Origin of the sequence: Amycolatopsis sp. WAC 01375 (assembly GCF_003947325.1) — a bacterium.
Classification (GTDB): Bacteria; Actinomycetota; Actinomycetes; order Mycobacteriales; family Pseudonocardiaceae; genus Amycolatopsis.
Genome location: NZ_QHHW01000027.1, coordinates 288,097 through 309,097, shown reverse-complemented (window position 1 = coordinate 309,097; position 21,001 = coordinate 288,097). Strand labels below are relative to the sequence as shown.

18 protein-coding genes are annotated in these 21,001 nt (G+C 70.0%); 8 read left to right on the top strand and 10 right to left on the bottom strand.

Translation table 11 applies throughout. The features are described from left to right. Positions 1-6 precede the first annotated feature (6 nt). From kstD to DL991_RS18105, 7 genes are all read left to right on the top strand, one after another. A complete protein-coding gene (gene kstD, locus DL991_RS18135; protein ID WP_125785492.1) occupies positions 7-1,677 on the top strand; it encodes a 3-oxosteroid 1-dehydrogenase in 1,671 nt (556 codons plus the stop codon). Continuing rightward, positions 1,674-2,813, top strand: coding sequence for a Rieske 2Fe-2S domain-containing protein (locus DL991_RS18130; RefSeq protein ID WP_125785491.1), 1,140 nt, complete (start codon positions 1,674-1,676; stop codon positions 2,811-2,813). The genes kstD and DL991_RS18130 overlap by 4 nt, the downstream gene beginning before the upstream one ends. Continuing rightward, positions 2,810-3,070 (top strand): hypothetical protein, encoded by a 261-nt coding sequence (locus DL991_RS18125; RefSeq protein WP_125785490.1) that lies wholly within the window; start codon positions 2,810-2,812, stop codon positions 3,068-3,070. Before DL991_RS18130 ends, DL991_RS18125 begins: the two co-directional genes overlap by 4 nt. After that, positions 3,067-4,092, top strand: a complete 1,026-nt coding sequence (locus DL991_RS18120) for a ferredoxin--NADP reductase (protein WP_125785489.1) — start codon at positions 3,067-3,069, stop codon at positions 4,090-4,092. The genes DL991_RS18125 and DL991_RS18120 overlap by 4 nt, the downstream gene beginning before the upstream one ends. A 111-nt stretch (positions 4,093-4,203) precedes the next feature. Further along, entirely contained in the window at positions 4,204-5,067 is an 864-nt protein-coding gene (locus tag DL991_RS18115) for a MaoC/PaaZ C-terminal domain-containing protein (RefSeq protein WP_125785488.1), read from the top strand. Between the two features lie 52 nt (positions 5,068-5,119). After that, the gene (locus DL991_RS18110; RefSeq protein WP_125785526.1) at positions 5,120-5,869 is read left to right on the top strand and encodes a class I SAM-dependent methyltransferase; all 750 of its coding nucleotides are present in this window, start codon (positions 5,120-5,122) and stop codon (positions 5,867-5,869) included. 181 nt (positions 5,870-6,050) lie between these two features. Further along, entirely contained in the window at positions 6,051-6,509 is a 459-nt protein-coding gene (locus DL991_RS18105; protein WP_125785525.1) for a riboflavin kinase, read from the top strand. A gap of 49 nt (positions 6,510-6,558) precedes the next feature. Here DL991_RS18105 and DL991_RS18100 read toward each other — a convergent pair whose 3' ends face one another. The 7 genes from DL991_RS18100 to DL991_RS18070 form a co-directional block, all read right to left on the bottom strand. Beyond that, positions 6,559-7,122 carry a DUF5134 domain-containing protein gene (locus DL991_RS18100; RefSeq protein WP_125785487.1) on the bottom strand — a complete coding sequence of 188 codons (564 nt, stop codon included), beginning with the start codon at positions 7,120-7,122 and terminating at the stop codon, positions 6,559-6,561. A 75-nt stretch (positions 7,123-7,197) separates the two neighbouring features. After that, a complete protein-coding gene (locus DL991_RS18095) occupies positions 7,198-8,367 on the bottom strand; it encodes a lipid-transfer protein (protein ID WP_125785486.1) in 1,170 nt (389 codons plus the stop codon). Then, the gene (locus DL991_RS18090; RefSeq protein ID WP_125785485.1) at positions 8,367-8,762 is read right to left on the bottom strand and encodes a MaoC family dehydratase; all 396 of its coding nucleotides are present in this window, start codon (positions 8,760-8,762) and stop codon (positions 8,367-8,369) included. Before DL991_RS18090 ends, DL991_RS18095 begins: the two co-directional genes overlap by 1 nt. Further along, a complete protein-coding gene (locus tag DL991_RS18085; RefSeq protein ID WP_125785484.1) occupies positions 8,759-9,673 on the bottom strand; it encodes a bifunctional MaoC family dehydratase N-terminal/OB-fold nucleic acid binding domain-containing protein in 915 nt (304 codons plus the stop codon). The genes DL991_RS18090 and DL991_RS18085 overlap by 4 nt, the downstream gene beginning before the upstream one ends. Next, complete coding sequence (locus DL991_RS18080) at positions 9,670-10,842, bottom strand: acyl-CoA dehydrogenase family protein (RefSeq protein ID WP_125785483.1); 1,173 nt, start codon at positions 10,840-10,842, stop codon at positions 9,670-9,672. The genes DL991_RS18085 and DL991_RS18080 overlap by 4 nt, the downstream gene beginning before the upstream one ends. Before the next feature lie 4 nt (positions 10,843-10,846). Next, positions 10,847-11,911 carry an acyl-CoA dehydrogenase family protein gene (locus DL991_RS18075; RefSeq protein WP_125785482.1) on the bottom strand — a complete coding sequence of 355 codons (1,065 nt, stop codon included), beginning with the start codon at positions 11,909-11,911 and terminating at the stop codon, positions 10,847-10,849. 88 nt (positions 11,912-11,999) lie between these two features. Further along, on the bottom strand, positions 12,000-13,391 hold the full coding sequence (locus DL991_RS18070) for a wax ester/triacylglycerol synthase family O-acyltransferase (RefSeq protein WP_125785481.1): 1,392 nt from the start codon (positions 13,389-13,391) through the stop codon (positions 12,000-12,002). 66 nt (positions 13,392-13,457) lie between these two features. Here DL991_RS18070 and DL991_RS18065 point away from each other — a divergent pair, with 66 nt between their 5' ends. Further along, on the top strand, positions 13,458-14,708 hold the full coding sequence (locus tag DL991_RS18065; protein ID WP_125785480.1) for an alpha/beta hydrolase: 1,251 nt from the start codon (positions 13,458-13,460) through the stop codon (positions 14,706-14,708). Between the two features lie 95 nt (positions 14,709-14,803). Here DL991_RS18065 and DL991_RS18060 read toward each other — a convergent pair whose 3' ends face one another. From DL991_RS18060 to DL991_RS18050, 3 genes are all read right to left on the bottom strand, one after another. Then, entirely contained in the window at positions 14,804-15,988 is a 1,185-nt protein-coding gene (locus tag DL991_RS18060; protein WP_125785479.1) for an SWIM zinc finger family protein, read from the bottom strand. Beyond that, entirely contained in the window at positions 15,988-18,753 is a 2,766-nt protein-coding gene (locus tag DL991_RS18055) for a DEAD/DEAH box helicase (RefSeq protein ID WP_199753989.1), read from the bottom strand. Before DL991_RS18055 ends, DL991_RS18060 begins: the two co-directional genes overlap by 1 nt. Positions 18,754-18,869: 116 nt before the next feature. Further along, entirely contained in the window at positions 18,870-20,945 is a 2,076-nt protein-coding gene (locus tag DL991_RS18050) for an acyl-CoA dehydrogenase (protein ID WP_125785477.1), read from the bottom strand. Positions 20,946-21,001 lie beyond the last annotated feature (56 nt).

The following is a 21,001-nucleotide window of genomic DNA, read 5'->3' as shown; positions in this document are numbered from 1 at the left end:
GGGCGTATGGACTACGACGTGATCGTGGTCGGCAGTGGTGCCGCCGGGATGACCGCCGCACTGTCCGCGGCCCACCGGGGACTCGAGGTCCTGGTCGTGGAGAAGGCCGCCCACTTCGGCGGCTCGACGGCGCGCTCCGGCGGCGGCGTCTGGATCCCCGGCAACCACGCGCTGCGGGCGGCGGGGATCTCCGAACCCCCGGAGCGGGCGCACGAATACCTCGAAGCGATCGTCGGTGACGTCGTCCCCGCCGAACTCCGGTCGGCCTTCCTCGACCGCGGCCCCGAGGTCCTGTCCTTCGTCTGCGAGAAGACGCCGTTGCGCTTCCGCTGGGTCCGCGGCTACTCGGACTACCACCCGGAGGCCCCCGGCGGGCGCGCCGGCGGACGGTCGGTCGAACCGGCCGCGCTCGACGGCAACCTGCTCGGACCGGAGCTGGCGAAGCTGGAGCCGCCGTACAGTGCTCCCCCGCTCGGCGCCCCGATCACCCAGGCGGACTACCGGTGGCTGAGCCTGCTCGCCCGGCATCCGCGCGGCATCCTCCGTGTACTGAGTCTTGGCGGCCGCTGGCTCACGGGCCGGATCCGCCGTCAGCGGCTGCTTTCCATGGGGCAAGCGCTTGCGGCCGGTCTCCGTGAAGGTCTGCGGCGAGCGGATGTCCCCGTCTGGCTGAACACGCCGCTGGTGGACCTCGAGATCGAAGGCGACCGGGTGACCGGCGTCGTGGTCCGCCATGAGGGTGCGGAGAAGACGATCCGCGCGCGGCTCGGCGTCGTCCTCGGCGCGGGCGGGTTCGAGCGCAACGAAGAGATGCGGGTCAAGTACCAGCGCGCGCCCATCGGTACGGAGTGGACCGTCGGCGCCGAAGCCAACACCGGCGACGCCATCGACGCCGGGCTCAAACTCGGCGCGGCCGTCGACCTGATGGACGACGCGTGGTGGGGTCCGTCCATCCCGCTGACCGGCGGCCCGTGGTTCGCGCTCGCCGAACGGTCGCGGCCGGGCTGCCTGATGGTCAACGCGCGCGGCGAACGCTTCGTCAACGAGTCGGCGCCGTACGTCGAGGCCGTGCACGCGATGTACGGCGAAGGTGACGGTCCCGGCGCGAACATCCCGACCTGGCTGGTGTTCGACCAGCGCAACCGCAACCGGTACATGTTCACCGGCCTCGGCCCGCGCCAGCCGCTGCCCGGCCGCTGGTTCAAAGCGGGCATCGCGGTCAAAGCGAGCACGATCGCGAAACTCGCCGAGCGGATCGAGGTCCCGGCCGACGCGCTGGAGGCCACCGTCCGGCGGTTCAACGGCTTCGCGAAAAGCGGCGTGGACGAAGACTTCCACCGCGGACGCAGCGCGTACGACCACTACTACGGCGACCCGCGGAACAAACCCAACCCGAGCCTGGGCCCGCTGGACGTCGCGCCGTACTACGCGGTGAAGATCGTGCCCGGCGACCTGGGCACCAAGGGCGGTTTGAGGACCGACCGGCACGCGCGCGTCCTGCGCGAGGACGGGTCGGTGATCGACGGACTTTACGCGGCGGGCAACACGAGCGCGGCGGTGATGGGCCGCACCTACGCCGGCCCCGGCGCGACGATCGGCCCGGCGATGGTGTTCGGCTACCTTGCGGCCGAGCATCTCGCGCAGCAAGATCACACCAAAGCGGGAGGCAGCCGATGACGACGGAATCCGTACGGCAGATCGACGCGGGCGCGCCCCCTTCGCGGTTCGCGCGCGGCTGGCACTGTCTCGGCCTGGCCGAGCCGTTCCGCGACGGGAAACCGCACGCCATCACGGCGTTCGGGACGAAACTGGTGGTCTTCGCCGATTCGTCCGGCAAGCTGAACGTGCTCGACGGGTACTGCCGTCACATGGGCGGCGACCTCACCCAAGGCGAGGTCAAGGGCGACGAGATCGCCTGCCCGTTCCACGACTGGCGCTGGAACGGCAACGGCAAATGCGTCTCGATCCCCTACGCCAAGCGGGTTCCGCTGCGTGCGCGGACGAAGTCGTGGACCGTGCTGGAGGAGAACAAGCAGCTGTTCGTCTGGCACGACCCGGAGGGCAACCCGCCGCCCGAGGACGTCGTCATCCCGCAGATCGAAGGCGTGTTCAACGGCGAGTGGAGCAACTGGACCTGGGACTCGGTGCTGATCGAGGGCTCCAACTGCCGCGAGATCATCGACAACATGGTCGACATGGCGCACTTCTTCTACATCCACTACGCCTTCCCGACCTACTTCAAGAACGTATTCGAAGGACACATCGCCACGCAGTACCTGAACACGAAGGGCCGTCCGGACAAAGGAATGGCGTCCAACTACGGCGGCGAGGAGAACCTGCTGCGGTCGGAGGCGTCGTACTTCGGGCCGTCGTACATGATCAACACGCTGCTCAACACGTACCAGGGTTTCGAGATCGAGAACGTGCTGATCAACTGCCACTACCCGGTCACCGAGAACTCGTTCGTGCTGCAGTGGGGCGTGAGCGTGAAGAAGTTCGAGGGCGTCTCGGACGAGCACGCGGACAAGATCGCCGGGAAGTTCGCCAAGGGCATCGGCGTCGGCTTCCTGCAGGACGTGGAGATCTGGCGCAACAAGACGCGGATCGACAACCCGTTGCTGTGCGAGGAGGACGGGCCGGTATACCAGCTGCGCCGCTGGTACGACCAGTTCTATGTGGACGCCGCCGACGTCACCGAGGACATGACGCGGCGGTTCGAGTTCGAAGTGGACACCAGCCGCGCCAACGAGGTCTGGGCGGCGGAGGTGGCCGAGAACCTGGCGCGGCAGCAGTCGGAAGAGGCCGGGGTGTGAAGCCGGAGACCGTCGAGTTCCTCACCGCCGGGCTGCGGCCGCTGAGCTGCCGCGCGTGCGGAACGTGCGTGCTGGTCAAGAAGAACAGCATGCAGCACACCAGTATCCAGTGGACGAGCGACGCGTCCCGGAGCTGCCCGGTGTTCGCCGAGCAGAAGGCGTCGGGCGCGCAGACGGCGTTGCTCGACACCTGCGGCAATCTCAGCGAAAGCATCGACGCCGCGTTGAAGGACGGCCTGCTGGAGGTGCCCGAATGAGCGGCCCCGTCACCGTGACCGTGGCCGAGGTGATCACCGAGACGGCCGACGCGCGCTCGATCGTGTTCGAGATCCCGGCCGAGCACGTCTCCGTTTTCGCTTACATCCCAGGGCAGTTCCTCACCGTGCGCGTGCCGAGCGAGCGGACCGGGTCGGTGGCCCGCTGCTACTCGCTCTCCAGCGCGCCGCACGAGAACCGGGTGCAGGTCACCGTCAAACGCACCGCCGACGGCTACGGGTCGAACTGGCTCTGCGACAACCTCCAGCCTGGTCAGGAGGTCCAGGTCCTTCCGCCGGCCGGGGTGTTCAGCCCCGCGTCGCTCGACGAGGACTTCCTGCTGCTCGCGGGAGGCAGCGGCATCACGCCGGTGATGTCGATCCTCAAGTCCGCGCTGGAACACGGAACCGGCAAAGTGGTGCTGCTGTACGCCAATCGCGACGAGCGGTCGGTGATCTTCGCGCGGGAACTCGCGGACCTCGCCGCTCGATACCAGGACCGGCTGGTCGTCATGCACTGGCTGGAAAGCCTGCAAGGACTTCCGACCGAGGCACACCTTCGCGCCTTGGTGGCGCCGTACACCGCGCACGAGGCGTTCATCTGCGGTCCTGGCCCGTTCATGGACGCCGCGCGCACGGTGCTCAAGGACCTCGGACTGCCGCGCAAGCGGATCCACCTGGAGCGCTTCCTGTCTTTGGGCGGGAACCCGTTCGAGGTGGCCGAACCCGTCGCCGTCGAAGAGGCCGAGACCCCCGCGACGGTCGAAGTCACCCTCGACGGGGAGACGAAGAAGCTCACCTGGCCGCGCCGGACTAAACTGCTGGACCTGTTGCTGGAAAAGGGTTTCGACGCGCCGTACTCATGCCGCGAGGGCCAGTGCAGTGCCTGCGCTTGCCGAGTCACCTCCGGTGAGGTGAAGATGCTGAACAACGAGGTCCTCGACGGCGACGACATCGCCGAAGGCATCGTGCTGGCGTGCCAGTCCCTGCCACTGACCGACGAGGTCACCGTCACCTACGAGTAGGAGTTACGCCTCCAATCACGTGTGTTACGCCTCCAATCACGCGAGATCGGCCTCCGATCACGGGTGTTCCGCCTTCGATCACGAACCAACCACAGCATCTGAGGAGTTCCCGTGCCCATCGATCCCTCGGTCGCGATCGGCGCCGACCTCGGCGAGGTGAGTTTCGCCTGGACCGCGTCGGACGTGCAGCTCTACCACCTGGCGCTCGGCGCGGGCGCGGATCCGACGAGCCCGCGGGAACTGCGCTACACGTACGAGGACGGCCTCCAGGTGCTGCCGACGTTCGCCACCGTGGCGGCGAACCTGCGCGTGTTCGAACCGCCCGCGGTCTCGTTCCCCGGTGTCGAGGTCGATCTCGGGAAAGTGTTGCACGGCAAGCAGGAAGTGATCGCGCACCGGCCGATTCCGACGTCGGGCAAGGCGGTGGCGCGCACGCGGATCGTGGACGTCTTCGACAAGGGCAAGGCGGCCGTGATCGTGAACGAGACGGTCGCCACCGACTCGGACGGCACTCCATTGTGGACACTCCGGTCGAGCATCTTCGCCCGTGGCGAAGGGGGTTTCGGCGGCGAACGCGGCCCGTCCGACCGCGTCGAACTCCCGCCGCGCGAACCGGACGCGGTCATCGACACGCCGACGTCGCCGCAGCAGGCGCTGCTCTACCGGCTCTGCGGCGACCGCAACCCCCTGCACGCCGACCCCGCGTTCGCCGCGGCGGCCGGGTTCGACAAGCCGATCCTGCACGGCCTGTGCACCTACGGCGTCATCGCGAAGGCCGTCACCGACGAGTTCCTCGACGGCGACGCCTCCCGCGTCGCGTCGTTCTCGGCCAAGTTCGCCGGCGTCGTCTTCCCCGGCGAACCGCTGCGGACCCGCGTCTGGCGCGAGCCCGCCGGGCTGATGATCACCACCACGGCACCGGATCGAGGCGAAGCACCCGTCCTTTCCGACACTTTCTTGACCACGACAGACTGAATCATCGTTCCCGCAGGTAGCGGCTCTGGCTAGACTCGGGCAGGTGCGCCCCTTGATCTCGGACCCGTATGCCGAACTCGGCCGGGACTACGCGCGATCAAGACGCCCGGATCCCCGTATCGCCGCCGCCGTCACCGCCGCCCTCGGTGACGCGCGCTCAGTGGTGAACGTCGGGGCCGGAGCCGGTTCCTACGAGCCGGAAGACCGCGACGTGGTGGCCGTCGAGCCCTCGCGGCGGATGATCGCGCAGCGTCCGGCCGCCGCGGCCCCCGCCGTCCAGGCGTGCGCGGAAGAGCTGCCGTTCCCCGACGACGCCTTCGACGTGGCCCTCGCGGTGCTCACCGTGCACCACTGGACGGAGGTGACCGCCGGGCTGGCCGAGTTGCGGCGCGTGTCCCGCCGCCAGGTGATCGTGACCTGGGATCAGGCGGTGTTCGCGCGGTTCTGGCTGGTGCGGGACTACCTGCCGGAGATCGCCGAACACGAGAGCAGGCTCGCCTGCCTCGACCGGGTCGTCGAGGAGCTGGGCGCGGCGGGCGTGACACCCACGGTGGACCCGCTGCCGGTGCCCTCGGACTGCGTCGACGGGTTCCTCGGCGCGTATTGGCGCAGGCCGGAGGCGTACCTGTCCGAACGCGTGCGCGCGGGGATGTCCGGGGTGGCGCTGCTGGACCAGAACGTCGTCGCGACGGCGGTCGAGCGCCTGCGTGCCGATCTCGCCGACGGACATTGGCATCGGCACCACGTCGCCCTGCTCGGCCGGACGGAACTGGATCTGGGATACCGGCTCGTCACGGCCTGATCGAGGCCGGACGGCGAGGGGCCTGGACGACCAGGCGGCGCCCTGCCGACGCCGACCGCGGACGCGGGTTCTTCCAGGTGATTCAGTACACAGTGGACACTCTCGCGGCGTGGACGGCGGTCGACCCCGGGTGCGGGGCGTGGTATTCATGGCTCTCGTGACGACTGCGACGGGGAGCGGCATGACGGCGGAGTACTTCGTGGTCCGTGGCCAGGTGGAGAAGGGCGATCAGCGGGGCCGGGAACTGGGCTTCCCGACCGCCAACATCGCGCTGCGCGACCAAGACGGCCAAGTCGGCGACGGAGTGTGGGCGGGCTGGGCCGAACGCGCCGACGGCACCCGGATCGCGGCGGCGGTCTCGGTCGGCAGGCGGCCGACCTACTACGGCGCGGACGGCTACCGGCTCGTCGAGGCGCATCTGCTGGAGTTCAGCGGCGACCTCTACGGCGAGGTGCTGACCGTGTGGCTGGGCCACCACCTGCGCGAACAGGAGGCGTACCCGTCGTCCGAGGCGCTGATCGTCGCGCTCAACAAGGACATCGCCGACGCCGCGAAGTGGGCCGCGGACAACCCTGCCGACGGCCTGCCGGCCGCGGGCACCGCCGAGGCGGGGGTCGTGCGCCGCATCCCCCGCAATTAGTCACCTGCTTGCGCTCGCCGACCGCGCAAGCAGGTGACTGATTGCGCGGTCAGACGGCGGCACCGAGCAGCATGTAACCCATCCCCAGCCCCATGATGACCCGGCACACCCGCCGCGACGTCTGGCCGGAGCCGCCGTCGCCCCGCGCCGCCGAAAAGCCGGCACGCACCGCGTCCGCGGCGAAGTACGCGGCCACGACGCCGAAGACCAGCGAAAGCCACAGCGCCGAAGCGCCGCCGGGGCCGGACATCACCAGCCACGGACCGTGGGTGACGTCGCTGTGCGGCATGAACGTCACCATGAACAGCATCGCGGTGGCGGAGACGGCGTGGTGCCCGCACGCGGCGTGCCCGGATCGCCGTCCCTTCCACCACGCGACGGCGAACCAGCCCCCGGTCAGGGCCAGGACCGCCTGCCAGCCCGCCGCGGGGATCGGGCCGCCGACCGGGGACAGCATCGCGACCATGGCGACGACGAGCAGCAGTTCGGCCAGGTCACCGTTGCGGATCGCCGCGCCCTGCGTGCCGTAGTCCAGCCGGACGAGTCTCAGCACGCACGGCAGGACCAGCGCGGCGAACACCGCGGTGAGTGTCCAAGCGACGATTCCGGACATGGCACCTCCTCCGGCGGTGGTCCCTTTCACCGTCGCAGGTACCGCTCTAGTACACCATCGGACATTGAGGTGATCTCAGCCCGTGGTCAAGACCAATCCGCTCGTAGGTACGCCGGTGCCGGCGGTCACCAGCACGCGTGCGGCCCCGTCGACCTGGTTGACGGCGTCGCCCCGCAGCTGCCGGACACCTTCGGCGATCCCGTTCATCCCGTGGATGTAGGCCTCCCCGAGCTGTCCGCCGTGCGGGTTGAGCGGGAGTTTCCCGTCCAGTTCCAGGGTGCCGCCGCCGATGAAGTCCTTGGCCTCGCCCTTCCCGCAGAAGCCGAGTTCTTCCAGCTGCATCAGGACATAAGGGGTGAAGTGGTCGTACAGCACAGCGAGGTCCATGTCGCCGGGTCCCAGCCCGGACTGCGCCCACAGCTGCCGTCCCACGACACCCATTTCGGGCAGCGCCGGGAGGTCGTCGCGGTAGTAGCTGGTCATCACGTACTGGTCCGGCCCGCTGCCCTGCGCGGCCGCCGCGATCACGGCGGGCCGGTGCGGCAGGTCGCGCGCCCGCTCGGCGCTGGTGACCACGAGCGCGACGCCACCGTCGCTCTCCTGGCAGCAGTCCAGCAGGTGCAACGGTTCGGCGACCCAGCGGGACGCCTGGTGGTCTTCGAGCGTGATCGGCTTGCCGTGGAACCAGGCCTTCGGGTTCGTCGCCGCGCGGGCGCGGTCGATGACGGCCACCCGGCCGAAGTCCTCGCTGGTCGCGCCGTACTCGTGCATGTAGCGCCGGGCGAGCATGGCGACGGTCGCGGCCGGGGTCGCGATGCCCATCGGGTAGTGGAACGCGTTGTCGACACCGGAGGAGTTCACCTGGCCTGCCGCCGCCGAGGACACCTGCCCGAACCGCATCCCGGACCGTTCGTTGAAGGCCCGGTACGCGACGACGACGTCCGCGACGCCGGTCGCGACGGCCATCGCCGCCTGCTGCACGGTCGCGGCCGCCGCCCCGCCGCCGTAGTGGATCCGGCTGAAGAACTTGAGTTCGGGGATGCCGAGCTCACGCGCCACGGCGATCTCACTGTTGCCGTCCATGGTGAACGACACCAGACCGTCCACATCGGACGGCGCGAGCCCGGCGTCCTTCAACGCGCTCGAAACCGCTTCGGCCGCCAGCCGCAGCTCGCTGCGACCCGAGTCCTTGGAGAACTCCGTGGCGCCGATCCCGGCGATGGCCGCCCGTCCGGACAGGGTCATCACTCGCCTCCCAACGTGAGCGCCACGGTGCCCACCACGTGTTCGCCGAGACTGTCCACACCGGACACCGCGACCACCACGTCGTCGCCGTCCCGTTCCGTGACCCTGCCGGTGAAGGTCAGGGTGTCGTAGGCGTAACAGGGCACGCCGAGCCGGATCTTGATCGACCGCACGAACGCCTCCGGGCCCGCCCAGTCGGTCACGAAGCGTTGCACCAGGCCGGTGTCGGTGAGGATGTTGAGGAAGATGTCCTTCGATCCGCGCCGCTCGGCGGCGTCGCGATCGTGGTGGACATCCTGGAAATCCCGCGTCGCCAGCGCGGTGCTCACCACGAAGGTCGGGGTGGCCTCGATCTTCAGCGGCGGCAACTCGGTGCCGACCGAACAGTCCTTCATCGCGCGACCCTCCAAGCGGGCAACGTCAGTTCCTCGTCGATCTTCACGAAGGCGGCCTCCACCGGGAGTCCGATGTGGACGGACTCGGGATCGGCGTCGAGCAGCTCGGCCATCACCCGGACGCCTTCCGCCAGCTCGACGAGCGCGACCACGAACGGCAGCTCCTTGCCGGGAACCTTCGGATGGTGGTGCACCACGTAGCTGTAGACCGTTCCGCGGCCGCACGCGACGACGTAGTCCGGCTTCACGTCGAGATCACCGTCCGGCGGCATCGGGCCGGGCGGATGCCGCAAGGTCTCGCCCCACCGCTGGATCCGCAGCTCCCCTTCACGAAGTCCGTCCCAGAAGAACTCGGTGTCCCTGCTGATCACCGGTCGCAGTACCGGGGCGGCCGCCTTGGCGGGCCCGGCGCCCGGCGGACGGAACTTCAGCACCCGGAACACCATGTCCGCGACGGCCTCGTCGCCGACGTACCAGGTGGTCTTCGTCGTCACGAACCAGCCTTCGCCGAGCGCGGTGCGTTTCGGCCCGACGACGCTCTCGAGTTTCGCGGTCGCTTCTACCCGTTCACCGTGCCGGAGGTAGCGGAAGTAGTTCTGCTCGGAGTTGGTCGCGACGACCGAGGTGAACCCGGCTTCGTCGAGCACCTCCATCATCGCGCCGAGCGGATCGTCCGACGCCCTCGTCCAGTGCAGGCCGCCCATCGTCCACACCTGCGCCATCGCGGGTGGCGCGACGAGTCCCTTGTGGACACTCCGGGCGGCGAACTCCTCGTCGAAATACACCGGATTGCGGTCGCCGATGGCTTCGACCCAGTTGTTCACCATCGCCTGGTTGACCGCGTCACGGGCGGCCCTCGGCGCGGATTCCCCACGCGCGGCGATACGTTCGGCGGCTTCCTGGATGCTCATCGCGGCACCCTCGGCAGGCCGAGTCCGGCGGTGGCGATCAGCTCGCGCTGGATCTCGCTGACACCGCCGCCGAAGGTCAGCACCAGATTGCGTTTGGCCACCACGTCCAGCCACTGCGCCAGTTCCGCGGTTTCGGCGTCGGCCTGATCGCCGTGTCGCGCCACGATCTCCTCCAGTCTCCTGGTCAGCCGCTGGATGCGTTCGGAGCCGACGATCTTGGTGGCCGACGCGTCGGCCACCGCCACCGGTCCGGTCGCCGACGACGCCGCGACCTGCCAGTTCAGCAGTTCGTTGATCCGGGCGGTCGCCAGGGTTTCCGCGAGGACGGCCCGGACGTCGGGCAGCTGGAGCAACGGCGTGCCGTCCGGGGCCTTCCTGACCGCCGCCCATTCGCGGACGCGGTCGTGGAGACCGCCGATCCGCCCGGCGGGGCCGAGCATGACGCGTTCGTGGTTCAGCTGTGTGGTGATCAGCCGCCAGCCCTCGTTCTCCTTGCCCACCAGCATGTCCGCCGGCACCCGGACGTCCGAGTAGTAGGTGGCGTTCACGTGGTGCGCGCCGTCGCAGGTGATGATCGGCGTCCACGAATAGCCCGGATCGCGGGTGTCCATGATGAGGATCGAGATCCCCTTGTGCCGGGGCGCGTCGGGCGCGGTGCGCACGGCCAGCCAGATGTAGTCGGCGTCGTGCCCGCCGGTGGTGAAGATCTTCTGGCCGTTGACGACGTACTCGTCACCTTCGCGCACCGCCGTCGTGCGCAACGCCGCGAGGTCCGTTCCCGCGTCGGGTTCGGTGTAGCCGATGGCGAAATGCACCTCGCCCGCGAGGATCTTGGGCAGGAACAAGGACTTCTGCGCCTCGGTGCCGAACGCCTGCAACGTCGGCCCGACGGTCTGCAAGGTCACCGACGGCAGCTGGACGTCGGCCCGGGAGGCCTCGTCGACGAAGATGTGCTGCTCGATCTCGCCGAAACCCCGGCCGCCGTACTGTTCCGGCCAACCGACGCCGAGCCGGCCGTCACGGCCCATCCGCCGGACGATCTCGCGGTACACCGGTCCGTGCCGCTCCCGCAGCATCGCTCGCCGTTCGTCGGCACTCACGAGCCCGGCGAAGTACTTTCGCAGTTCGGAGCGCAATTCGTGTTGCGCCGCGGTCAGTTCGATCAGCATCGGTTCACCCCGCCACCAGTTCGCCCAGTCCGGCCAGCCGATGAGCGGCGCCGCCGAGCGTTCGTCCCAGATCCTTGACCGCCGACGAGAACCGGTGCAGCGGATACGTTTCGTCCACGCCGATCCCGCCGTGCAGGTGGTGGCAGACGGCCAGCGCCTCGGGCGCCTCCGCCGCCAGCCAGTACGCCGCGATGTCGAGTTCCGCCTCGGCGTCGAGCCCCGCCGCGAGCCGCCAGACCGCCGACCGCGCGGCCAGCTGGACCGTCCTCGACGCGACGTAGACGTCCGCGATCTGTTGCGCCACCGCCTGGAACGCCGCCAGCGGGCGCCCGAACTGTTCGCGTTCGCCGATGTGTTTCGTGGTCAGCGCCAGCGCGCCGTCGAGCAACCCGTCGCCGAACGCCACGGCACCCGCGAGCGCGAACCGGTGCAGGGTCGCGATCGACTCACCGGGCCCGGGCCCGTTGAGGAGATCGGCGTCGGTGACGGTCACGGCGTCCAGCGTCATCGTGTAGTCCGGTGTGCCGGAAGAGGTTCTCGTCGGCGTCAGCGTCACGCCGTCCGCGTGAGGATCGACGAGGAAGACACCGGTGCCGCCGGGCAGCGAGGCAGGCGTCAGGATCCGGGTCGCCTCCGCGGCGAACGGCACGCCGACCTTGACCCCGCTCAGCCGCCAGTCCCCCGCCGATTCCGCGACGGTCGCGGGCCGGGTGGTGAACGGCGCGGAAGGTTCGTTCAGCGCGGCGGTGAGCACGGCTTCGCCCGCGGCGACCGGCGGGAGCAGCGACGCGCGCTGGTCCGGGCCGCCGAGCGCCGTGACCGGCAGGACACCGAACGCCAGCGACGCCAGCGCGGGCGTCGGCGAGGCGACCCGGCCGAGTTCGGTCAGCACCAAGGCGACTTCGGCTACGCCGAGTCCGTCACCGCCGAGTTCGGCAGGCAGCGCCAGCGCGAGCAGACCGGCGTCCGCGAGCGCGCGCCACGTGTCGGCGGGCTCGCGATCCTTGCCGAGCACGCGCGCGGCCAGCGCGGTGACCTCGGTCTGCGTCTCGTCGAACTGGAAGTCCACACTGGCTCCTCACCGGGGCGAACGGGCACAATATTGAAACCTGTTCTAGTCTTAACCGGAAGGAGGCGTGACGGCAAGGGGTGCGGATCTAGGAGATGGCTTTCAGCAGTTCCGCGATCGCGTCGGGGAAGTGGTCGGCGAGCGGCCACAGGTCACCGGTGAGTTCGCGCGCGCCGAGCAGACCGACGTCGACCCGGCCCGCGTTGGACAGCACGGTGACGTTGAGCCCGGCGCCGTGGAACACCGGGCCGAGCGGGTAGAGCCCGGTGATCCGGCAGCCCAGCAGGTACAGCGGCATCGGCGGACCGGGCACGTTGGAGACCACCAGGTTGTGCACCACCGGATGCCGTTCGGCCAGGCGCAGCGCGGAATACGCGCGCACCGCGAGGCCGAACATGGTCGCCGCCGAGAACTGCGCCCAGTCCTGGAGCATGTCGGCGTCGATGTCGTGGTGATGGTCCTTCGAGTGCCGGTTCGACTCCGCGAGCATGAACACCCGCGCGGCGGGATCCTCCAGATGGGTGGGCAGCGACGCGAAGAACGCCGAGACCTTGTTGGTGCCGTGCTCGCGTTCGGTGCGGGCGTGCACGGAGACCGGCACGGTCGCCACCAGCGGATCTTCCGGCAGTTCGCCCCGGTCTCGCAGGAACCGCCGCAGCGCACCGGAAACCACGGCGAGGACGACGTCGTTGACGGTCACCCCGAAGGCGTTCTTGACCCGTTTGACCTCGTCGAGGTCGAGAGAGGCGTAGGCGACGCTGCGATGCGCGGTGATCGTCCCGTTGAACGACGTGCGCGGCGCGGTGAACGGGACCGGCATTCCCTTGCCCTGCAACGCTTTACCCAGCCAGCTCGGGACGAGCTCAAGCAGGTCGGGGAGCAGTTTCACCAGCTCGGCGGGGCGTTTCACGAACGACGTCAGCCCGGCACCGAGCAGCGCGCGCCTGCCGGGAACGTCCCCGTTGCGGCGTTCGTCGTACGCGACCTCCGGCGGCGGGGCGTCCGCTTCGAGGCCGGCGAGAGAAGTGATCAGGCTGGCGCCGCCGACCCCGTCGACACTGGCGTGGTGCATCTTCAGCAAGACCGCGATCCCGCCGTCCGCCAGGCCTTCGATCACGTACAACTGCCAGAGCGGCTGCGCGCGGTCGAGTCGTTGTCCCGCGATGTGGGCGCAGAGTTCGGCCAGCTCCCGCCGGTCTCCGGGAGCGGGTACGCCGATCCGGTGAACGTGGGCTTCGAGGTCGAAGTCCTCGTCCTCGACCCAGACCGGATGCGTCAGATTCCAGAGTGGATTGTGCAATTTGCGCCGGAACGCCGGGATCAGGTCGACCCGTTCGGCCAGTCTCTCCTTGAAGCGTTCGAAATCGTAGCCACCGGGCATGGTCGAACCGTCCAAGGTGAGCAGTCCGCACACGTGCAGCACCTGGGCCGGTGTCTCCAAGTAGAGGAAACTCGCGTCCAGACCACTCAATCTCCGCATAAGAATCACCTTAAGTGAACTTTGCAACCGGTTCTAGGCTGTCACCCGGCGGTAGGATCGGTGCCCATGCAGCCGAGTTTCGTCGTCCGCCAGGCACTCCAGCTCGCGCTCACCGCGAACGCGCTGAAGCCGCCGAGAGGTGCCAGGACGGCGGTTCCGGCGTTCTTCGCGGGCTGGCTCACCGGGGAGCTCGCCCCGCATCTGCTCGCGCTCACCGCGGCCGACGCGGCGGCGCATGTCGCCCGGCACCGGGGCGGTTCGAGCAAGGCCGGACTCGCGCTCGCGGCAGCGTCGGCTGCCGGGCTCGGCACGCTGATCGCGCAGTCCCAGCGAGCCCGCGGCGAGATCGAAACCGCGCTGACCGAAGGCATCGGCACGGCCTACACCGACGAACTCGAGCATCCGCCGAGCCCGACCGACCTCGCGACACCGTGGGGACAGCTGGCCATGCCGTTCCGGATGCGCGACCCGGACGTCCGGCGGACCCGCGACGTCGCCTACGCGCCCGGCGGGAAGCGGTTCCTGCTCGACGTCTACGCCCCGCGCGAACCGGTCACCGGCGCGCCGATCCTGCTGCAGGTGCACGGCGGCGCGTGGGTGATCGGCAACAAGGACCAGCAGGGCCTGCCGTTGATGCTGCACATGGCCAAACGCGGCTGGATCTGCGTCGCGATCAACTACCCGCTCTCCCCCGCCGCCCGCTGGCCCGCGCATATCGTCGCGGCGAAACGCGCGCTGGCCTGGATCCGGGACAACGCCGAGTCCTACGGCGGCGACCCGTCGTTCGTCGCCGTCACCGGCGGTTCCGCGGGCGGGCATCTCGCCGCGCTGCTGGCACTGACCGCGAACGATCCCGCGTTGCAGCCCGGCTTCGCCGAGGCCGACACGAGCATCCAGGCGTGCGCCCCGCACTACGGCGTGTACGACTTCGCCGCGACCAGCGGGCGGCGCTCCAGCCAGACCCGGCTCAAGACGCTGATCGCCCGGCACGTCTTCGAGGCGGACCGGGACCCGGTGAACTACCTCGACGACTACATCGCGGCGTCACCGCTGGACCGCATCACCGAGGACGCGCCGCCGTTCTTCGTCATCCACGGCGTCCACGACTCGCTGGTGCCGGTGGGCGAGGCCCGCGAATTCGTGCGGCGTCTCCGGGAGAAGTCCCAGCGTGAAGTCGCGTACGCGGAGATCTCCGGCGCGCAGCACGCCTTCGACGTCTTCCCCTCGATCCGCAGCGCGCACGTGGTCCGCGGGGTGGAGCGGTTCCTGGAGTGGAGCCACCGCACCTGGCGGCGGTCTAGCGGGCCCTGTCCGTGAAGGACTCCTTGAGGGACTCTGGGTCCCTCAAGGAGTCCTTCACGGACTCGGCACACACGACCACCCCGCCCCAGGCTCTGCCAGGTGGCTCGCGGTCAGGGCGGGTAGATCACATCCGTCGGCCGCGTGGACGGCGGGCCGTCGACCCGCCACCCCTCGCCGTCGCGCACGAAGCGGTACCACCGTTCGTCACGGCCGTAGCGCAGCTGCAAGTCACCCTGGGTGATCCGGTTCCGCCAGGTCTTCGGCTTTCCCGGCAACCCCGATTCCGCGAGATCCGCTGTGGCCTGCGCGAGCGGCGCCTGCCCCGGCCGCCAGGGCTCCCGCACCACCGCCATCCCGCCCCGGCCCGCCTCGCGCCAGGCCTGCGCCCAGACGGCCAGATCCCGCACCGGGACTCCCGCAGCCTCGGCGAGCTCGGCGACCACGTGAGGATCGCCGGGCGCCGCGCGCCGGGCGAGGTCCTCCTCGAATGACAGCTCCACTTCGCGTTCGGGCCCCATCACCAGCAGTTCCCACGCCCGCGCGGCGGCATCCGCGGCCAGTTCGACGAACATGTCGCCGCTCCAGCCCGTGCGGTGCGGCGGATCGAGGTCGAGGACCGCAGGCGGTCCGACCGTGCCGGGAACGGCCGGTCGCGGCGGGAGCGCGGCGATCCGCCGGGTATAGGCACGTTTCGGATCCACACCGGGTGCGGCGGGGGCACGCATCCGTTTACCCGGCTCGCTCGCGGGAGCACGGCGGGACCGCAGTTCCGCGAGCACGGCCTCCCTCGGCCTACCTCTGAGCAGGAACAGCACGAACGGATCGACATCGACCTCGTCCGCGACCAGGTAGTACACCGCGGCGACATGTTTGCACGGGTTCGCGCTGTCGGGACAGGAGCATTTCGGCCGCAGATCGCCGGGGCCGGGGAGCAGATCCGCGCCGGCGGCCCGCGCGTCCTCGGCCAGCTCGCCGGGCAGTTCGCCGTCGAGGAGGGCCGCGACGTGCCCGAGACGGGAACCGACCATGCGGAGCAGACTCTCCCACTGCGCCTCGGTGAACGCCCGCATGCGGATGGTCACCCGGTACGGCACCGCCCGGCTGCCCTGTACCCACGCGGTCACCTCGCCGGCGCCGACCGCGAGTTTGCTGACCGTGCCTTTGCGCGCGTACGTGCGCCCGCGCGGCAGCCTGTTCGGATCGAGCTTGGCGCGCTCCTCCAGCGCTTCGACCCAAGCCTTGCCCCACCACGTGTTGCCGAAGGTGCGCCGCTTCCGCCCTGTCGCGCTGGGCATCAGGTCTCCCCGAGGCGGACGAGGTCGGCGAGTTCGTCGTCGGACAGTTCGGTGATCCAGTTCTCGCCCGCGCCGATGACCGCGTCGGCCAGCCCGCGTTTGGTCTCCAGCACCGTGGCGATGCGCTCTTCGAGCGTGCCCTCGGCGATCAGCCGGTGCACCTGGACCGGCCTGTCCTGCCCGATCCGGTACGCGCGGTCGGTGGCCTGGTCCTCGACCGCCGGATTCCACCAGCGGTCGTAGTGGATCACGTGGGTCGCCTTGGTCAGGTTGAGCCCGACCCCGCCCGCCTTGAGCGACAATAGGAACACCGGCACCTCGCCCGCCTGGAACCGGGCGACCATGTCCTCCCGGACCTTGGGCGTGCTCGACCCGGACAGCAGCATCGTCGGCAGCCCGCGTTCGGCAAGGCGTTTCTCCAGCAGGCGGCACAACTGGACGTACTGGCTGAACACGAGCACGCTGTCACCCTCGTCGAGGATGACGTCGAGCAACTCCTCGAACGCGGCGAGCTTGCCGGACCGGCCGTGCAGCACCCCGGGTTCCTTGAGGTACTGCGCCGGGTGGTTGCAGATCTGCTTGAGCTCGGTGAGCAGTTTGAGCACCTGCCCGCGCCGGGCCACCCCGTCCAGCTCGCGGATCATCGCGAGGTTCTCCCGCACCACGGCCTCGTACAGCGTCGTCTGCTCGGCGGTGAGCGGGACGAACCGGTCGGTCTCGGTCTTGCGCGGCAGTTCGGGCGCGATGTCCGGGTCGGTCTTCTTGCGGCGCAACAGGAACGGCCGGACGGTCGTGGCGAGCCGCTCGGTGGCGGCGACGTCACGGTCGCGTTCGATCGGGCGGGCGACCTTGCGGCGGAACCCGTCGAGCGAGCCGAGCAGACCCGGTGTCGTCCAGTCCATGATGGACCACAGCTCGGTGAGCCGGTTCTCCATCGGCGTGCCGGTCAGCGCGACCTTCGCGGCGGCCGGGATCTTCCGCAATTCCTTGGCGGTGACCGAAAGCGGGTTCTTGACGTGTTGCGCCTCGTCCGCGGCGATCATCCCCCAGTCCACTTCGGACAATGTCTCGCGATCCCGGCGGAGAACGCCGTACGTGGCGAGCACGACCTCGTCCGGCGCGACCTCGTCGAGATGCCGTCCGCCGCCGTGGAACCGGCGCACCGGGATATGCGGCGCGAACCGGGCGAACTCGCGTTCCCAGTTGCCGAGCAACGACGTCGGGCACAGGACGAGCGTGGGACCTTCCCCGCGCGGGCGGCGGTGCAGATGCAGGGAGATGAGCTGGATCGTCTTGCCGAGCCCCATGTCGTCGGCCAGGCAGGCACCGAGGCCTAGCCCGGTCATCGTCGACAGCCACGCCAGGCCCGCCTTTTGATACGGCCGCAGGGTGGCCTTCAGGTCCGCGGGTTGCTCGATCGGTTCCGCGGCGCTGTCACGGATTCGCCGGAGCAGCCCGGTGAGCGCCGACGGAGCGGTGAACTCGACCTTCTCGCCGTCCAGTTCCAGTTCGCCGGTGAGCGCCGCGGCCAGCGCCTCGGCCCCGGACAGCTTTTTCGCGCGATGGGCGCGCACCTTCGCGACCAGGCGTGCGTCGACCTTGACCCATTTGCCCCGCAGCCGCACCAAGGGCCGTTTCGCCTCGGCGAGCGCGGTGACCTCGGCGTCGGTGAGGTCCTCGTCGCCGAGGCTCAGCCGCCAGCGGAACTGCAGGAGGCTCTTGAGCGTGAACTCGGGCCCGGTGACACTGCCCGGGACCTGGGTCGCGCTCGCCTTCGCCTTGAGCTCGCCCGCGAAGAGATCCTTCGGCCATTGCACCTCGATGCCGGCGCCGCCCAGCGCCGCGTCCCCGTGGGTCAGCAGGTCGACGACCTCGTCGTACTCCAGCATCAGCCCGGTCGGCGCGACGGACCGGAGCATGCGGCCGAGCGGCGCCCATGCCCTGGCGCCCCGGCGCAGGCCGAGCAGCAACTGGGTCTCGACCTGCTCACCCATCCGTTCCAGCACCGCTTCGGGCGCGTCCCAGAGCGTCGCCGCCTCGACGATCAGGCTCGGGTCTGCGGCGCTCCGCACGGCGAGGACCGCGGCGAACGTGGGCTCTTCCTCGGGGCTCTCGGGCTCGTTCACCTCCATGCGCAGGACGAGATGCGCGCCCTGCGCCTGCCGGGCACTCAGCTCCGCGAGCCACGCGGCACCGTCCGGACCGACCAGCGTCGGCTCGGCCGAAGCGAACGCGGGCCCACCCGCCGCGACACTCGCGGCGGGCGTGCGGACCAGCACATCCGCCGTGGCGTCCCAGAACGCGCGGATCAACGACTCCGGCGAATGCAGCCGGATCCGTTTCAGCCCGGACAACGGCAGCGCGTGCGCCTCGGGAGGCAGCGCGGCGGCGAGCCCGCGCAACATCTCCTCGTCGGCGACGTCGAGCGGGCCGACCCGCCACGAATCCACCCCGCCGGGTGAGGCCGCGGGCAGCAACCTCCCGCGGGCGATGAGGTTCACTCCGGCTTCGGCGACGGCCGACCACGCGGCGATGGCCGGGCTCAGGTCTCCCTCGGCGGTCAGGAGTCGCGGAATCGCGCGTGACAACGGGACGAGTGCCGCGTCGACCTTCGTGCGCCGGAAGACCTTCCCCACCGGCAGCACGAGTTCGATCGCGGTGTCACCCGCTACGCCGTCTCCCCAGAGCGCCAGCACGCCGTCCCGCGGGGGATCCGAGGGGACGAAGGTGGCTTGGGTTCCTGTGTCGAACTCCACGACCCGCACGTTAGAGCACGGGACCGACAGCCGGCCTGCGGCGGGTGCTGTGAACGGTCCGTTCCTTGCAAATTTTGCCAGGAACGGACCGTTCATAGCACGACAAAGTGCCGTGACAGGAACTTTCAGGACCGAGGCAGCCCCAGCAACCGCTCGGCCGTCAGCGACAGCAGCACCTGCGTCGTACCGCCCGCGATACTGAGGCACCGCGTCAGCAGGAACTCGTGCTGCGCGGGGTCACCGGCGACGAGCGCGTTCTCCGCCAACGCCTCCAGCGCGAACTCCGCCACCGCCTGCCGATGCCGCACTCCCAGCAGTTTGCGCACGCTCGACTCGGCGCCCGGATCCTGGCCGTCGAGCCGCCGCAGCGTCGCCCGCAGGTCCAGGACCGAACACGCGCTGCCGTCGGCGATCAGCGCACCGAGCCGCTCCCGATCGGCGTCGTCGCCCAGCGTGGCGAGCAGATTTTCGACACCCTCCCCCACCGCGGATCCGCTCCCGAGGGCCACCCGTTCGTTCGCCAGCGTCGTCCGCGCGAGCCGCCAGCCGCCGTCGACCTCCCCGACCACCATGTCGTCCGGGACGAAGACGTCGTCGAGGAACACCTCGTTGAAGACGGCGTCGCCGGTGATCTCGCGCAGCGGACGCGTACTGATCCCGCCCGCGGTCATGTCGACGAGGAAGTAGGTGATCCCCTTGTGTTTCGGGGCTTCCGGGTCGGTGCGCGCCAGGCAGATCGCCCAGTCGGCTTCGCGCGCGAGCGAGGTCCACACCTTCTGGCCGTTGAGCAGCCAGCCGCCGTCGACACGGCGGGCCGTCGTGCGGAGCGACGCGAGATCCGAGCCCGCCTCGGGCTCGCTGAACAGCTGGCACCAGGTGATCTCGCCGCGCAAAGTGGGCGCGGCGAACCGTTCGCGCTGTTCCTCGGAGCCGTGTTCCAGCAGTGTCGGGACCGCCCAGGCGCCGATGACCAGATCGGGACGGCGGATGCCCGCGCCGGCGAGGGCTGCGTCGATCCGCAGTTGCTCGGCGGCGGTCGCGCCTCTGCCGTACGGCGCGGGCCAATGCGGGGCCAGCAGTCCCGAATCGGCCAGCGCGACGCGTCTTGCCTGCTCGGGTGAAGCGGCGATTTCGCCTACCAGGTCACGAAGTCCGGTGTCTTCGCCGACGTCGATACTCAACGTCCGGCGGTCGCCGCGCAGCGCGAGTTCGGCGGCACGACGTCGCCAGCGGGCGGAACCGCCCAGCCATTGCCGCAGCGCCACGGCGCGCCGCAGGTAGAAGTGCGCGTCATGCTCCCAGGTGAAGCCGATGCCGCCGAGGACCTGGATGCAGTCTTTCGCGTTGGCCACGGCCGCGTCGAGCGCGTAGGCCGCCGCCGTGGCGGCCGCGAGGGGGTGCTGCGCCGGGTCTTCGGCCGCCCTCGCCGCGTCCCACGCGAGCGCGTCGGTGGCTTCGGCCCGGCACAGCATTTCCGCGCACAGATGCTTGATCGCCTGGAACGACCCGATGGGACGGCCGAACTGCTCTCGCACCTTCGCGTACTCGACGGCGGTCCGAAGACACCATCGGGCGATCCCCGCGGCTTCGGCGGCACTGAGAGTGGCGGCGTAGGAATCCACCGGCAGAGCCTCGAAAACCGCTTCGGGCCGGACCTTCGCGCATCGGATACGGCCGACGGGCCGGGACACGTCGAAGGGCTCGCAGTGGTCGATGTCCATTCCGGACGTCCCGGGTGGAATGAGCGCGGAGGCGCCCCCGTCGGAGACCAGCGTCCATGCCGACGGGTGAACGTCGAGAGCCGGCCCCGACTCGCCGTCGACGACCGGACCCGAGATGCGGAAACCCCGGCCCAGCACCACCGCCATCCGGTCGGTCCCGTCCGCGAGACCGGGCAGGATCTCCTTGGCGGCTTGGGGCACCGTCGCGAGCAGCGCGCCGCCCAACGCCGTCCCGAGGACAGGTCCTGGCACGAGTGCTTCGGCTGCTTCGGCGAGCCCTGCGGCCAGGTCGGCGACCGTACCTCCGGCGCCGCCGACGTCTTCGGGAATCGCCACGCCGAACAGGCCGAGTTCCGCCAGTCCTGGTGGCGGCTCGGTGATCCGGCCCTTGCGGACGGCGTCGACGGGGCGGGCGGAAGCCGCCCAGGCCCGGATCGACGCGGCCAGCGCCGCCTGTTCCTCGGTGAGCGCGATCGACACGGGTGAGACCTCCTGCTCGGACCTACCCGCGAGTGTAGAACGTGTTACAGTTTCTT